15 protein-coding genes are annotated in these 13,870 nt (G+C 67.3%); 6 read left to right on the forward strand and 9 right to left on the reverse strand.

Going from position 1 to position 13,870, the window contains the following annotated elements:
- Positions 1-5: 5 nt before the first annotated feature.
- Together ACFPMG_RS34535 and ACFPMG_RS34540 are read left to right on the forward strand one after the other, a co-directional pair.
- Positions 6-368: a hypothetical protein gene (locus ACFPMG_RS34535; protein WP_377000611.1), complete on the forward strand. Its 363-nt coding sequence runs from the start codon at positions 6-8 to the stop codon at positions 366-368.
- A gap of 116 nt (positions 369-484) precedes the next feature.
- Positions 485-2,119 (forward strand): diguanylate cyclase domain-containing protein, encoded by a 1,635-nt coding sequence (locus tag ACFPMG_RS34540; protein WP_377000613.1) that lies wholly within the window; start codon positions 485-487, stop codon positions 2,117-2,119.
- 13 nt (positions 2,120-2,132) lie between these two features.
- Here ACFPMG_RS34540 and ACFPMG_RS34545 read toward each other — a convergent pair whose 3' ends face one another.
- Entirely contained in the window at positions 2,133-2,570 is a 438-nt protein-coding gene (locus ACFPMG_RS34545; protein ID WP_145627200.1) for a flagellar FliJ family protein, read from the reverse strand.
- Entirely contained in the window at positions 2,567-3,913 is a 1,347-nt protein-coding gene (fliI, locus tag ACFPMG_RS34550; protein WP_014198319.1) for a flagellar protein export ATPase FliI, read from the reverse strand. Before fliI ends, ACFPMG_RS34545 begins: the two co-directional genes overlap by 4 nt.
- 277 nt (positions 3,914-4,190) lie before the next feature.
- Here fliI and ctrA point away from each other — a divergent pair, with 277 nt between their 5' ends.
- Positions 4,191-4,922, forward strand: coding sequence for a response regulator transcription factor CtrA (ctrA, locus tag ACFPMG_RS34555; RefSeq protein ID WP_377000616.1), 732 nt, complete (start codon positions 4,191-4,193; stop codon positions 4,920-4,922).
- A 70-nt stretch (positions 4,923-4,992) separates the two neighbouring features.
- Here the strand turns inward: ctrA and ACFPMG_RS34560 are convergent, their stop codons facing one another.
- Entirely contained in the window at positions 4,993-5,232 is a 240-nt protein-coding gene (locus ACFPMG_RS34560) for a DUF1127 domain-containing protein (RefSeq protein ID WP_377000618.1), read from the reverse strand.
- Positions 5,233-5,366: 134 nt separating this feature from the next.
- Between ACFPMG_RS34560 and gcvA the strand changes: the two genes are divergently transcribed.
- Positions 5,367-6,272: a transcriptional regulator GcvA gene (gene gcvA, locus ACFPMG_RS34565; RefSeq protein ID WP_377000620.1), complete on the forward strand. Its 906-nt coding sequence runs from the start codon at positions 5,367-5,369 to the stop codon at positions 6,270-6,272.
- 16 nt (positions 6,273-6,288) lie between these two features.
- Here the strand turns inward: gcvA and ACFPMG_RS34570 are convergent, their stop codons facing one another.
- The 6 genes from ACFPMG_RS34570 to ACFPMG_RS34595 all read right to left on the reverse strand — a co-directional run bounded on the left by ACFPMG_RS34570 (position 6,289) and on the right by ACFPMG_RS34595 (position 13,021).
- Positions 6,289-7,134, reverse strand: a complete 846-nt coding sequence (locus ACFPMG_RS34570; RefSeq protein ID WP_377000622.1) for a CheR family methyltransferase — start codon at positions 7,132-7,134, stop codon at positions 6,289-6,291.
- On the reverse strand, positions 7,131-8,231 hold the full coding sequence (locus ACFPMG_RS34575; RefSeq protein WP_377000864.1) for a protein-glutamate methylesterase/protein-glutamine glutaminase: 1,101 nt from the start codon (positions 8,229-8,231) through the stop codon (positions 7,131-7,133). The genes ACFPMG_RS34570 and ACFPMG_RS34575 overlap by 4 nt, the downstream gene beginning before the upstream one ends.
- 138 nt (positions 8,232-8,369) lie before the next feature.
- Positions 8,370-8,735 (reverse strand): response regulator, encoded by a 366-nt coding sequence (locus ACFPMG_RS34580; protein WP_109070292.1) that lies wholly within the window; start codon positions 8,733-8,735, stop codon positions 8,370-8,372.
- A gap of 48 nt (positions 8,736-8,783) precedes the next feature.
- Entirely contained in the window at positions 8,784-9,284 is a 501-nt protein-coding gene (locus tag ACFPMG_RS34585; protein WP_014198311.1) for a chemotaxis protein CheW, read from the reverse strand.
- Complete coding sequence (locus tag ACFPMG_RS34590) at positions 9,281-12,046, reverse strand: hybrid sensor histidine kinase/response regulator (protein WP_377000625.1); 2,766 nt, start codon at positions 12,044-12,046, stop codon at positions 9,281-9,283. Before ACFPMG_RS34590 ends, ACFPMG_RS34585 begins: the two co-directional genes overlap by 4 nt.
- A gap of 330 nt (positions 12,047-12,376) precedes the next feature.
- Entirely contained in the window at positions 12,377-13,021 is a 645-nt protein-coding gene (locus tag ACFPMG_RS34595; protein ID WP_377000627.1) for a histidine phosphotransferase family protein, read from the reverse strand.
- Between the two features lie 244 nt (positions 13,022-13,265).
- On the opposite strand from ACFPMG_RS34595, the gene ACFPMG_RS34600 reads away from it, so the two are divergent.
- The gene (locus ACFPMG_RS34600; RefSeq protein ID WP_014198307.1) at positions 13,266-13,448 is read left to right on the forward strand and encodes a DUF3553 domain-containing protein; all 183 of its coding nucleotides are present in this window, start codon (positions 13,266-13,268) and stop codon (positions 13,446-13,448) included.
- Positions 13,445-13,831 (forward strand): c-type cytochrome, encoded by a 387-nt coding sequence (locus ACFPMG_RS34605; protein WP_377000629.1) that lies wholly within the window; start codon positions 13,445-13,447, stop codon positions 13,829-13,831. Before ACFPMG_RS34600 ends, ACFPMG_RS34605 begins: the two co-directional genes overlap by 4 nt.
- Positions 13,832-13,870: the final 39 nt, after the last annotated feature.

Raw genomic sequence — 13,870 nt, forward strand, 5'->3', positions numbered from 1 at the left:
ACGCCATGCACCGCCGCGAACTTCTGATCACCGCCGCCAACCCGGACGCCCGCCACGACTATCTGGTGGAGCTGCACGGGGAACCGGCGCCCGGCACCCGCCTGACCCTGCGCTACGTCCCCGACCGCGCGGTTGCCACGCCGGACGGCGTCGCCGCCTATTTCGGCGCCCTGTCCGGCACCGCGGCGGCGGCCGGTCCGGAATCCCTGGCCATCGCCGTGCTCGACGATCTGAACAACGAGCTGATTCCCCGCTGGGTGGAGGTCACGGTGGAGCGGACCCTGCCCGTCCCCCAGCGTGTGGTCATCGAGGACCGCCAGCCCGGTTGGGACAACCCGCATCTTTTCGCCCGGATGCGGCGCGTCTGACCCTCCGATCCCCGCCTCGTCCGTCGTCCGGCATGGCTGCACCGCGCCAAGTCACAGCTTTCGCCGCTTGATTTCCTCAACCCGCATGAGAATAAAGCGGGTCGGCTGGTGCGTGGATGAGTCTGTTGAAACGTACAGGAATATTAAGGCGCGTCCAAACCCTCTGGGCGCGTGTTGGGCTTCGCGCGCGCCTCGAGGCCTTCATCCTGCTCGCCCTTCTTCCGATGGTGGGCTTGGTCGTCGTCCTTCTGCTTCAAGAGCGCAACCAGGACATCGAGCGGGCGCGCGATGCCACCCGCCTGCTCGCCGACCGGGGGGCGCAGCAGCAGGCGCAGATCGTTCAGCAGGCCCGCAGCGTCCTCCAGCTTCTCACCCTGGTCCCTGACATCCGGGAGGCGAGCCCCGACCGTTGCGCAACGATGTTGAAACAGGCGACCGACCTTTATCCTTGGAGCACCGGCTTCGGGGTGTTCAACCCCGATGGCAATCTGTTGTGCAGCAGCAACAGGAGCCGGCCCATGAACGTGGCCGACCGTGACTATTTCCGCGAAGCGCTGGCGACGCACGGCTTCACGGTCAGCAACTTCCTGATCGGGCAGAACAGCAAGAAACCCCGCGTGGTCGCGGCCCTGCCGATTCTCGGTGACGATGGTTCGGTCATCCGCGTCCTGCTGGCCGGAGTGGACTTGAACTGGCTTGCGGAGCTGTCCGTCGAAATCGCTCATGAGTCCGGTGGAACCGTATCGCTGTTCGATTCCGAAGGGACGATCCTCGCGCGCGTGCCGGACCCGCAGGGGATTGTCGGGCGATCGATGGCCGAACACCCGATGGTTCGAAAAATCATGGTGGAGGAGGCCGGGATCATCGAGGACGACGGTCTGGACGGCATTCCCCGGATCAGCGGCTTCTCGACCCTGGAGGAAACCGGTGCCAAGATCGTCGTCGCGGTCGCGCGCGATGACATCCTGGCCGCGGCCGACCGGAATTTGCTTTTGGGAACCGGCGTGATCACCGGCGTGGTGCTTCTCATCGTCGGTGGGGTCTGGGTGCTGATGGAAGTCATGGTCCTGCGCGGCCTGCGGGACCTCAAGGCATCGGCGGCGTTCCTCTCGTCGGACCTTTTCGATCCCTACGCCCTCTGCACCCCAGTGCCGGTCCATCCGTCCGAAATCGGCCAAGTCGCCCACGCGATGCGGACGATGGGGCGGACGTTGAGCACCATTGCCTTCGAGGATCGCCTGACCGGGCTCGCCAATCGCCGCTTCTTCGAGGCTCACGTGGAGCGCCTCAAGGAGCAACCGGCTGAAGATCAAAGCGCGATCGCCATCCTCTACATCGACCTCGACGGTTTCAAGCCGGTCAACGACCAGCATGGACACCACACCGGCGATGCCGCGTTGAAGCAGATCGGCACCCGGCTGGCGCATTGCGTTCGCCATGGGGATTTCGCCGCACGCCTCGGCGGCGACGAGTTCGCGGTGCTGCTCTCCCTGCCGGATGGCCAGCCGGAGCGTTACATCCGCGATGTCGCCAGACGGATCATCGACAGCGTATCCGCGCCGATCATCGCCGACGGGCTCGATGTCCAGATCGGGTGCAGCATCGGTATCGCGCTTTGGCCGTCGGACGCGGAGGACCTTGCCCTGGCGCTCCAGAATGCCGATCAGGCGTTGTACGCCGCCAAACGGTCCGGCCGTGGTCGCATCGTCGCCTATTCGGAGCTTTCCGCCACCGACGCCTCACCGATCTGAACAAGCGGACACGTCAGGATTCGACGCCGCTCTCCTCCTGCTGGCGGCGGCGGAAGCCGACCAGCGCGGTTTCGTCCAGCATGTTGGCTTCCTTGCGCTTGAGCTTTTCCTTCTCGCGCTTCAACCGCTCTTCCTCCGCCAGCTCATAGCGCTTCAGCTCCTGGAAGGCCTCCGCCATCTCGTCGGTGGCGACGGCGATCTGGGCCTCCACCTGCCCCATGGACTGGGTCAGCCGCTTGCCGCGCTCCATCGCCGCCTGGATGTAGTTGCTGTAGGTGAAGGCGTATTCGACGTTGCCGCGGGCGGTGTCGCGCTCCGCCGCGATCTCTTCCTTCAGCCGCTCGATCTCGGCCTGGAGCCGGTCGGCGAGGCTCTGCAGTTCCGCCAGCGCCCGGCGCTTCTCGTCGAGTTTCCATTTCTGGAGGCGGATGATGGTCTTCAGACTGCTCATTCTTGCGGCGGCCACTGTTCAATGCCGAAAATGGCGGCAAGCTGGGCGTAGCTGTTGTCGAGGTCGGTCGCCTCGCGCTTGCCCTGCTTCAGGAAGGCCTCCAAGGCCGGCTGGAAATGGATGGCCTCGTCCACCTGCGGGTCGGTGCCCTTGCGGTAGGCGCCCAGACGGATCATCTCCGCCATGTTGTCGTAGGACGACATCAGCCGCCGCGCGTGGTTCACCAGCTCGTTCTCCATGGGGGAGTTGCAGCCGGGCATGGTGCGCGACACGCTGCGCAGGATGTTGATGGCCGGATAGCGCCCACGCTCGCCGATCTGGCGCTCCAGGACGATGTGGCCGTCCAGGATGCCGCGCACGGCGTCGGCGATGGGTTCGTTGTGATCGTCACCTTCGACCAGCACGGTGAACAGGCCGGTGATGGAGCCCGACCCGCTGAGGCCCGGCCCGGCGCGTTCCAGCAGGCGCGGCAGTTCGGCGAAGACGGTCGGGGGATAGCCCTTGGTCGTCGGCGGTTCGCCGGCGGACAGGCCGATCTCGCGCTGGGCCATGGCGAAGCGGGTCACGCTGTCCATCATGCACAGCACGTTGCAGCCGGCGTCGCGGAAGGCCTCCGCCACGGCCAGAGTCATGTAGGCGGCCTGGCGGCGCATCAGCGGCGCCTCGTCGGAGGTGGCGCACACCACGACGCTGCGCGCCAACCCCTCCTCCCCGAGATCCTCGGTGATGAATTCCTGAAGCTCGCGCCCACGTTCGCCGATCAGCCCGATCACCGCGACCTCCGCGCCGGAGAAGCGGGCGAGCATCGACATCACCGATGACTTGCCGACGCCGGAGCCGGCGAAGATGCCCATGCGCTGGCCGCGGCAGCAGGTGAGGAAGGCGTTGATGGCGCGGATGCCCAGGTCCAGCTTCTCGCCCACGCGGGCGCGGGAATGGGCGGGCGGCGGGTTGTTGCGGATGGGAACGCCATGCGTCCCCTTGGGCAGCGGCCCCTTGCCGTCCACCGGCTCGCCCAGCGCGTTGATGACGCGGCCGAGCCACGCCTCCGTTGGGAAGACCATGGGCTGGCTGTCCGACACCAGCGCGCGGCAGCCCAGCCCGACCCCGTCGATGGAGCCGAAGGGCATCAGCAGCGCGCGGCCCTGGCGGAAGCCGACCACCTCGCAGGGGACCTGCCGGCCGTCGCGGGATTCGACGATGCAGCGGCCGCCCACCGACAGTTCCTTCTCGATCCCCCCGACCTCGACCAGCAGGCCGAGCACGGCGGTGACCCGCCCGAACCGGCTGCAGCCGGACACGGACTCGATTTCCTGAAGAATGCGGGCGACGTCGGCGGGCACGGTCTTGCGGATCAGCGGACGGAATTGGGACGGGTGAGCCGGGTGCGGACGGCGCAATTTGCGGTGGGCTCGAAGTCCGCCGCCATGCCGCCCGCGTCATGCTCGTCCAAAAACATTAACGTTAAATGAAGTGCTATGCCTCTGGCGTTAAGCTGAATCGTCTGTTAACTTGTGTAAACAGACGTGCCGATCTGTTAAGGGAATTGGTTAAGGAACTGCGGGAAAGCAACGCCGCATCGGAAGCCAGAAACGCGCCATCTAACATCGGGATACCGCCATGAGGGTTCTGCTGGTCGAAGACGACTCCTCCACGGCCAAGAGCATCGAGCTGATGCTCCAGTCGGAAGGCTACATCGTCGATTCTACCGACCTCGGTGAGGATGGGCTCGAAATCGGCAAGCTGTACGATTACGACATCATCATCCTCGATCTGATGCTGCCGGACATCGACGGCTACGAGGTGCTGCGCCGCCTGCGCGCCGCCCGTGTGACCACGCCGATCCTCATTCTTTCCGGCCTGTCGGAACTGGACCACAAGATCAAGGGTCTGGGCTTCGGCGCCGACGACTACCTGACCAAGCCCTTCGACAAGCGCGAGCTGATCGCCCGCATCCAGGCCATCGTCCGCCGCTCCAAGGGCCATTCCGACAGCATCATCCGCACCGGCCGCCTGACCGTGAACCTGGACACCCGCACGGTGGAGGTGGACAATCAGCCGCTCCACCTGACCGGCAAGGAATACGGCATCCTGGAACTGCTGTCGCTGCGCAAGGGCACGACCCTGACCAAGGAGATGTTCCTGAACCATCTTTACGGCGGCATGGACGAGCCGGAGCTGAAGATCATCGACGTCTTCGTCTGCAAGCTGCGCAAGAAGTTGGCCGCGGCGACCCAGGGCGACAACTACATCGAGACGGTGTGGGGCCGCGGCTACGTGCTGCGCGACCCGCACGAGGACGCGTCGCCGGTCCCGCGCGTCCCGCACCAGCAGGCCCAGGCGGCCGGCTGACCGCCGACCGCCCATCGAACCCATTTTTCACATCGGCAAGCGGCGGGCTCAGGCCCGCCGTCATCGACGATCATTCCTGCCAGAACGCCTTGTCGGCTTCGCGGCGGGCGTCCGTGCGGCTCAGCCCGACGTCGCGCAGCAGATGGTCGTCCAGCGCCGCCAGGGAGCGGCGCTGCCGGTGGCGCTCGATCATTCCCAGCACCTCCCCGAGCGCCCGCTTGGCAAACCGCCGCGCGCCGACGAGAGACATGCCGCCAAGAGACACCATGCCCCGGTCTGTGGAAACGGCGCCCAGCGCTCTCCTGCTCATGATCCGACACTCCGCTTGATGAATTCCGTTCCCTAGGAATGCACCCGGAAGCGGCTTGTCCGCAAAGGATGGTTTCTCTAACCTGCATGAGAGAATTTCATGTGGCCGGGCAACAATCCGGCGGATGCGGACCCATGCAGATCCCTCCCCTCAACGGCCTGCGCGCCTTCGAAGCGGCAGCGCGCCATCTCAGCTTCACACGGGCGGCGGAAGAGTTGAACGTCACCCAGAGCGCGATCAGCCACCAGATCCGCACGCTGGAGGATCGGCTGGGCATCCGGCTGTTCCGCCGGCTGAATCAGGCGCTGGTTCTGACCGACGCCGGCCAGCTCCTGCTGCCCAGCGTGCGTGACGCTTTTGCGCGGCTGGCCACCGGTCTGGAGCGGGTGATGGAACACGAGCGATCCGGCGTGCTGACGATGAGCGTTTCGCCCTCTTTCGCCAGCCGCTGGCTGATGAGCCGCATCGGCCGTTTCCGCGCCCGCCATCCGGAAATCCATCTGCGCATCAGCGTCAGCCAGCACGAGATCGATTTTGAACGCGAAGCCGACATCGACATCGGGCTTCGCCATGGCCTCGGGGTGTGGGAGGGCTTGCGGGCCGACCGCTTCCTCGACGACGCGGTGTTCCCGGTGTGCAGCCCGGCCCTGCTGCAGGGACCGACGCCGCTGCGGCAGCCGGCCGACCTGCGCCATCATGTTCTGGTCGAGGAGACGGGCCACAGCTATTGGGCGACGTGGCTGGCCATGGCCGGGCTCGGCGACCTGAAGCCAAGCTCCGAAATGGTCTTCGACGAGATCGGCATCGCCATCGAAGCGGCGGAGAACGGCCAGGGCATCGCGATGGCGCGCGGCACCCTGGTGCTGGAAGAGCTGGCGAGCGGGCGGCTGACCCGTCTGTTCGACCTCGCCCTGCCGGGTGACTTCGGTTACTACCTCGTCTGCCCGGAAGTGACCGCCGACCGGCCCAAGATCGCCGCCTTCCGCCGTTGGATCATGGAGGAAGGCGCCGCCGACCGCCTCACCGTTGCACCACCTTAAATCACACCGTCTTCCGTCATACGGCCGCCTTGAGCCCGCTCGGCACCTGGAAACCACCCAGGCTGTAGAGGCCGCGCTGGCCATCCACCGGCTTGAAGCGGTCGGTGATGCCCAGCACGGTTTCCGCGCCGCCGAGATAGAGCACGCCGTCCTGCGGCATCTGGCGGGCAATCGCCTCCAGCACCTTGGTCTTGGTCGGCTGGTCGAAATAGATCAGCACGTTGCGGCAGAACACGATGTCGAACTGCCCCAGTCCGGACAGGTCGCCCAGCAGGTTGAACTCGCGGAACGAGACCATCTGGCGAAGCTGCTGGCTGATCTGCCACTTGTCGCCCTGCTGCTTGAAATGCTTCACAAGCATCTGAATCGGCAGACCACGCTGCACCTCGAACTGGGTGTAGATGCCCGACTTGGAGCGCTCCACCATCTCCGCCGAGATATCGGTGCCGACGATCTCGATCCGCCAGCCGGCCAGCTTCGCCGCATCCTCGTTCAGCAGCATGGCCAGCGAGTAGGCCTCCTGCCCGGACGAGCAGGCCGCCGACCAGATGCGGATCGACCGCTTCGCCGACCGCGCTTCCAGCAGCTTCGGCAGGACGATCTGCTTGAACTGGTCGAAGGGCTTCTGATCGCGGAAGAAGGACGATTCGTTGGTCGTCATCGCCTCCGTGATGTCGCGCAGCAGCGCTTCGTCCTTGCGCGTCCGCACGGTGGAGGCCAGCTCCTCCAGCCCCTTCATGTTCCACTTGCGCGCCACCGGCATCAGCCGGGATTCGAGCAGGTAGGCCTTGTCCCGGGTCAGGACCAGACCGGAACGCTGCTTGAGCAGCGTGGAGAACATGTCGAAATCTTCGACTCTCATGCTGCCCTCGATGCGAACTTGCGGATGTAGGGACCGATTTCCTTGAGCGGCAGCACCGCCGAGCAGATGCCCGCCTGGGCGACGGCGCCCGGCATGCCCCACACCACGCTGGACGCCTCGTCCTGCGCGATCAGGGTGCCGCCGGCGTTCACCACCTCGGTGCAGCCCTTCAGCCCGTCCTGCCCCATGCCGGTCAGGATGCAGGCCAGCACCTTCCGTCCGCCGAAGGCGCGGAGGATGGACCGCATCATCGGGTCCACCGCCGGGCGGCAGAAATTCTCCGGCGGGTCCTTGGTCAGCGAAATCACGTTGGCGCCCGCGCGCTGGGTCACCAGCATGTGGAAGTCGCCCGGCGCGATGTAGCAGCGCCCCGGCACGACCGGCTCGCCGTCCTTCGCCTCCTGGGCGTTCAGCCCGCACTGGCGGGTGATGTGCTCGGCCAGGATGGTGGTGAAGGTCGCCGGCATGTGCTGGGTGATCAGGATCGGCTGGGTGATGCCGGTCTTCAGATGGGCCAGCACCTCGAACAGCGCCTGCGGGCCGCCCGTGGAACTGCCGATGGCGATCACGTCCGGCTTGACCTGGCCGACGGAGCCGACGGCGGGGGCCGGACGCAGCGTGACGGGCGGCGGCTCGCGCTTCAGGAAGGCGGCGGGCACCGGGGTCAGCGGGCGCAGCTCGCCGCGGGTGCGGGAGCCGGCGCGGCGCGCGGCGGCGCCCAGCGCCTTGACCTTCGACACCAGCTCGCGCTTGAAGGCGTCCGCCCCGCCGATCTCGCGGGTGGAGGTCGGCTTGGGGATGTAGTCGGCGGCCCCCGCGGACAGGCAGCGCATGGAGATGTCGGCCCCGCGCAAAGTCAGCGTGGAGGCCATGATGATCTTCACCTGCGGCGCCACCGCCAGCAGCTTCGGGATGGCGGTCAGCCCGTCCATCACCGGCATCTCGATGTCGAGGACGATGACGTCGAGCGAGTTGCGCTGCAGGGCGTTGACCGCCATCTGGCCGTCGCCGACCGACGCGACCACGCGGATTTCGGTATCGCCTTCCAACGCACGGGTCAGAAGGCCGCGGATCACGGCGGAATCATCGACCACCATCACCCGGACGGGATCGCCGCCGGCCGCGCCGGTCGGATGCCCCGCCGGCGCGGGGGGAGGAGGTCTGCCGAAACGATCGGACATAACGCAATCAGCCTTTCAGGGTCGGAGCGGTGCGCGGTGCGGTGGTCCCGCCCGTCACAGCAGCCCGACCTGCTGGAACTTGGTCTGGATGATGTCGCTGTCGAACGGCTTCATGATGTACTCGTTCGCCCCGGCGGACAGCGCCTCCTGGATGTGGGCGAGGTCGTTCTCCGTGGTGCAGAACACGACCTTGGGAAAGTCCCCGCCGCTCATCTTGCGCAGTCGGCGCAGGAACTCGATGCCGGTCATCACCGGCATGTTCCAGTCCAGCAGGATCGCGTCCGGCATCTTCTGCGCGCAGGCCTCCATGGCCTGCTTGCCGTCCTCCGCCTCGGTGCAGGCGAAGTGCAGCTCTTCCAGGATCTTCCGCGCGACCTTGCGGACCACGCGGCTGTCATCGACGACCAGACAAACTTTCATGGGGAACGGGCCTCAGGCTTCGCTTTGCACACCGACCGGGGGTTCGCCTCAGGCCGCTTCCATCGTGGTGAAGTTCAGCAGACGCGGCACGTCCAGGACCACCATGAGCTGGCCGTTCAGGCGATAGATGCCCGTGGACACTTCGCGCCAGCGCGGGTCGAGGGTGGCCGGGTTGCGCTCGAAGTCGTCGTTGGAGAGGCTCAGCACCTCCCCCACCGAATCGACCATCAGGCTGTAGAGTTCGCCGCGCAGGTCCACCACGATGGACATGCCCGGCTTGTCCTTCGGGCGCGACGTCAGGCCGAGCCGCAGGCGCACGTCGATGGCGGTGACGATGCGCCCGCGCAGGTTCAGCGAACCGGCGACCTCCGGCGGGGCCAGCGGGATGCGGGTGATCCGCTGGTGCCCCAGCACGTCCTGGACCTGCAGGACCGGGATGCCGAACAGCTGGTCGGCGATCGTCATGGTCACATAGTCCTGGCTGCCACCGGAGGTGATCTCGTCACCCTTGGACTTCTTGGTGGTGGCGGGCAGCTTGGCGTTGCTCATGCGGCACCTTTCTGCTCGGACAGGGTCTGCTGCAGCGCGTACAGCAGAGCGTCACGGTCGAACTTGGCGACATAGTCGGTGAACCCGGCCTGACGGCCGCGGTCGAGGTCGCGCGGGGAGGCGTGGCTGGACAGGGCGACCATCGGCGTGCCGCTCCAGCGGGTGCCGCCCTGGCGGACCGCCTCGGCGAAGTCGAAGCCGCTCATCCCCGGCATCTCGATGTCGGAGACGATGACGTCGAAGTCCTCGCCCGCCTCGCACAGCGCCAGCGCTTCGTTGGCGTTCTCCACGGCGGTGACGTCGTAGCCGGCGACCGACAGCAGCGGGGTCAGCAGGTTGCGGAAGAAGGGGCTGTCGTCGACCAGCAGCACGCGCTGGAGCGCCCTCTCCTCCTCGTACGCGTCGGTCGAAGACGAGCCGAACCAATCCTTGTAGGCCTGGGTCAGGAAGAAGCCCGCGTCGAGCACGTCCGTCGCCTTGCCGGCGATGATCGCCGAGCCCATCAGGCCCGGACGGTCGGCGGTGAGCTGCACCACCAGACGCTCCTCCACGATGTCGACGATCTCGTCGACGATCAGGCCCATCGACCGGTCGCCGTCGGCGAAGACCAGAACCGGCTGGCGGCCTTCCTGGCCGATCATGAAGCCCGGATCGATCGGCACCAGCGGCATCAGCTTGCCGCGGTACTGGACCACCGGCATGCCGTTGGACGATTCGACGCTGGCGAGGTCCACATCCTCCAGACGGGCGACCAGCGACAGCGGCACCGCCTTCGGCGCGCCGGCCCCGGCACGGAACAGCAGGAGGGCCATCTTGTCCTCCTGGCGGGTCGCCTGGACGGAGGTCGCCTCCTTCGACGCGGTCTCACCCATGGCCATCTCGCCGGTCGCCGACGCGATGCCGTTGGGATCGAGGATCATGATGACCGACCCGTCGCCGAGGATGGTGTTGCCCGAGAACATCTCGATGTGGCGCAGGATCGGCGCCACCGGCTTCACCACGATTTCCTCGGTGTCGAACACGCGGTCGACCATGATGCCGAAGGTGTAGGTGCCGACCTGCGTGACCACGATGAAGGTCTCGTCGGTCTTCTTCTCGCCACCCTCCTGGTCGTCCAGCCGCAGCAGCTCCTGCAGCGAGACCAGCGGCAGCAGGCGGTTGCGCAGGCGCAGGACCGGCGTGCCCTTCAGCCGCTCGATCGTGTGCTCGCTGTCGGCGGCGGCGCGCACCAGCTCGACCACGCTGATCTGCGGGATGGCGAAGCGCTCGCCGGCGCATTCCACGATCAGGGCGGAGACGATGGCCAGCGTCAGCGGAATCTTGATGACGAAGGTCGAGCCCTTGCCCTGCTGGGACTTGATCTCGATCGTGCCGCCGATCTTCTCGATGTTGGTCTTGACCACGTCCATGCCGACGCCGCGGCCCGACACGTTGGTGACCTTCGCCGCGGTCGAGAAGCCGGGCTTCATGATGAACTGGATGATCTGCTGGTCGGACATCGCCGCCAGCTCGCCTTCCGAGGCCATCCCGTTCTGGATCGCCTTCTGCTTGATCCGGTCGATCGCCAGGCCCTTACCGTCGTCCTGGATCTCGATGATGATGTGGCCGCCCTCATGATAGGCGTTCAGCGTAATGCGGCCGGTCTCCGACTTGCCCGCGCGCACGCGGTCGGCGGGCACCTCCAGGCCGTGGTCGGCGGAGTTGCGCACCATGTGCGTCAGCGGGTCCTTGATCAGCTCCAGCACCTGGCGGTCCAGCTCGGTGTCGGCGCCGAGCATCTGGAGGTCGATCTTCTTGCCCAGTTCGTGCGACAGGTCGCGCACCAGACGCGGCAGCTTGGCCCAGGCGTTGCCAATGGGCTGCATGCGCGTCTTCATGACGCCTTCCTGCAGCTCCGACGTCACGTGGTTCAGGCGCTGCAGCGGGGCGGCGAACTCGCTCTCCTTCTGCGACCGCAGGATCTGGAGCAGCTGGTTGCGGGTCAGCACCAGCTCCGACACCATGGTCATCAGGTTTTCGAGCAGATCCACGTTGACGCGGATGGTCTGCGCGGCGACCGCCGATTCCTTGGTCGCGGCCTCGCCGCCCGCACCGGCGCCCGACGCGGCCTCCGCGGCGGGAGCGGGCATCTTGGCGGCGGCGGGGACCGGATCGGGGTCCGGCACCACCAGATCGTGCGAGGGGGCGGGCTCTTCCGCCGGCTCCGCGGCGACCGGGGCCAGCGCGGTGCTGGTCGGGCCGGGGGTGGCGTTCCAGATCGCCTCAAGCTCGTCGAGCGTGAGGTTCCCCGAGGAGGAGACCGGGACCTCCTCCGCTGCCGCGACCGCGGGGGCCGGCGGCACCGGGGCCGCGGCGGGCTTGGCCGGAGCGGCGGCGGCACCCAGCTTGCCTTCGGCGCACAGGTTCAGCCGCTCGATCAGCGGCAGGTCGTCGCCCGGCGGCTCCGCCTCCGTCGCTTCCAGCACCGCCAGCAGGCTCTTGATGGTGTCCAGCGCCTGAAGGATCAGCGAGACCGCTTCGGGGTTGATGGTCAGTTCCCCGTCGCGGAACTTGCCCAGAACGTTTTCCGAGGCGTGCGCGACCTTTTCCAGGCGCGGCAGGCCGAGGAAGCCGCAGGTGCCCTTGATGGTGTGCACCAGACGGAAGATGTTCGACAGAAGTTCCGGATTGTTGGGATTCTGCTCCAGACGGACCAGTTCCACGTCGAGAACCGACAGGTTCTCGTTGGTTTCCGTCAGGAATTCGGAGAGCAGATCATCCATGTCGCGATCCCCACGCCCGCAATTGTATCCGTTTCCGGCCGGCCGTCCGGAGGGCGGCGTGCGCGACGCCGCCGGTACGGGCCTTTCCAGCTACGGTGGGAGCCTGTCAAACACTGATTAAGAGAACCTTACCTCCTTCGATACCACTCTCGGGCTCCGCCGTCATGCCGAGCCACCCGGCCCAAGGTCACAGCCGGCAAGGCCGGTGCCGGCGCGGCGACCTATGACCGCCGAGCGCGCTCCACGCAGCCATGACGAAGCGCCGCGCGCCGGACCGGCGGCGGTTTGAAACACGTCGATGCGCGGGTCACGCCCCCGGCGGGGGCCGCGTCACCACTCGACGGTGAAGACCAGCCGGTCCGGCCCGGCCGGGGTGGCGGCGACGCGGTAGCCGTCGTCCTCCGCGAAACGCCCGGTCATGTAGGCGTGGATGCTGCGCGGGGTCAGGTCGGCGGCGGCCACCGTGCCGGCCAGCGCCGCCGCGGACTCGTCCTTCAGTGCGCCCGGACGCCCGGCGGCGGTGATGGTGAAACGGCCCGCCTGCTCGTCCCCCTCCGCCGCGACGGTGATGGTGCCGCCGTGGGTCAGCGCCTCGTCGGCCAGGATGATGACGTTGAGCAGCACCTTCGATGCCCCGCGCTTGAAGGCGAGCTGGTCGTTCGGCACCCCCGTCGGCCAGTCCAGCGTGGTGCGCCCGCCCTCCAGCAACCCCTGCGCGGAGGAGCGGGTGTCGCCGAAGCCCTTCTGCTCCCGCCCGGCGAGGCCGTAGGCCAGCCGGAAGACGCGCAGCCGCCGGTCGGCCTGCCCGGAGGAATGCTCGATCAGCTTCACCGCCTCGCCCAGGAAGCCGCCGGCGGGCTCGTCCTCCATCTCCTCGATCAGCTCCAACCCGTTGCGGATCGCTCCCACCGGGCTCACGAGGTCGTGGCAGATGCGGGAAGCGACAAGCTCGATCACGCGGATGTCCAGCGGCACGGGGGGTCTCCAGATCGTTGATGGCCGACCGTCGGCGAACCGGTTGGCGACCATGGCCGCAGCCCAGGGAACGTCGTCCAGGAACTTCCCCCGGCCGGGCGGCATTCTGTTGCATGCCGGCGCCCCATGGGGATGGCCGGCGGCGACGTTCGTTTGTATCATTCCAGAAGCGCGGATGCCGCCGCTTTTCAACGGTCATCCCGCGAAAGCGATAACCAATTCCAGCGGATGCAGGAGGCGCGGCATGGACGATTCATTGGTTCCCGGCGCCTGGGTGCGCCACCCCGCCCGTCCCGACTGGGGGTTGGGCCAGGTGCAGTCGGCCATCGGCGACCGCGTCACCGTGAATTTCGAGAATGCCGGGAAGCTGCTCATCAACACGTCCGTGGTCGCGCTGACCGTCACCGATCCAGACGACGCGCCATGAGCGGGAAACTGCCGCTGGCCGCCCTCCTCCTGCTGGCCGCCGGCACCCCCGCGCTGGGCGACGACGCGCCCGATCCGGAGCGCGGCAAGGCGCTGTTCCGCGCCTGCGCCTTCTGCCACACGCTGACTCCGGACGGCGGCAACCGCGCGGGGCCGACGCTGTGGGGCTTGTTCGGGCGGCCCGCCGGGGCGGTGGCGGGCTATCACTACTCCCCGGCGCTGAAGGGCAGCGGCATCGTCTGGGACGAGGCGGCGGTGGCCCGCCTGTTCGAGATCGGCCCCGACGTGATGACCCCCGGCAGCAGGATGCCGATGCAAACCATCACCAGCGCGTCCGACCGCCGGGATCTGGTCGAGTATCTGAAGGGCGCCACAGCGCCGTAAACGCGGGATCACGGGTGGCCGCGAACAAATTCGGCGGGC

It is taken from the genome of Azospirillum himalayense (assembly GCF_042657465.1).
In the GTDB taxonomy this organism is placed as follows: domain Bacteria; phylum Pseudomonadota; class Alphaproteobacteria; order Azospirillales; family Azospirillaceae; genus Azospirillum; species Azospirillum himalayense.

Excerpts from the sequence above, each read along its gene's own strand:
- ACFPMG_RS34540 (WP_377000613.1), top strand. The coding sequence starts at position 485 with ATGAGTCTGTTGAAACGTACAGGAATATTAAGGCGCGTCCAAACCCTC.
- ACFPMG_RS34575 (WP_377000864.1), bottom strand. The coding sequence starts at position 8,231 with ATGGTGGTCGATGATTCCGCCGTGATCCGCGGCCTTCTGACCCGTGCG.
- ACFPMG_RS34545 (WP_145627200.1), bottom strand. The coding sequence starts at position 2,570 with ATGAGCAGTCTGAAGACCATCATCCGCCTCCAGAAATGGAAACTCGAC.
- ACFPMG_RS34580 (WP_109070292.1), bottom strand. The coding sequence starts at position 8,735 with ATGAAAGTTTGTCTGGTCGTCGATGACAGCCGCGTGGTCCGCAAGGTC.
- ACFPMG_RS34600 (WP_014198307.1), top strand. The coding sequence starts at position 13,266 with ATGGACGATTCATTGGTTCCCGGCGCCTGGGTGCGCCACCCCGCCCGT.
- ctrA (WP_377000616.1), top strand. The coding sequence starts at position 4,191 with ATGAGGGTTCTGCTGGTCGAAGACGACTCCTCCACGGCCAAGAGCATC.
- ACFPMG_RS34535 (WP_377000611.1), top strand. The coding sequence starts at position 6 with ATGCACCGCCGCGAACTTCTGATCACCGCCGCCAACCCGGACGCCCGC.
- ACFPMG_RS34605 (WP_377000629.1), top strand. The coding sequence starts at position 13,445 with ATGAGCGGGAAACTGCCGCTGGCCGCCCTCCTCCTGCTGGCCGCCGGC.
- ACFPMG_RS34590 (WP_377000625.1), bottom strand. The coding sequence starts at position 12,046 with ATGGATGATCTGCTCTCCGAATTCCTGACGGAAACCAACGAGAACCTG.
- gcvA (WP_377000620.1), top strand. The coding sequence starts at position 5,367 with ATGCAGATCCCTCCCCTCAACGGCCTGCGCGCCTTCGAAGCGGCAGCG.
- ACFPMG_RS34560 (WP_377000618.1), bottom strand. The coding sequence starts at position 5,232 with ATGAGCAGGAGAGCGCTGGGCGCCGTTTCCACAGACCGGGGCATGGTG.
- ACFPMG_RS34585 (WP_014198311.1), bottom strand. The coding sequence starts at position 9,284 with ATGAGCAACGCCAAGCTGCCCGCCACCACCAAGAAGTCCAAGGGTGAC.
- ACFPMG_RS34570 (WP_377000622.1), bottom strand. The coding sequence starts at position 7,134 with ATGAGAGTCGAAGATTTCGACATGTTCTCCACGCTGCTCAAGCAGCGT.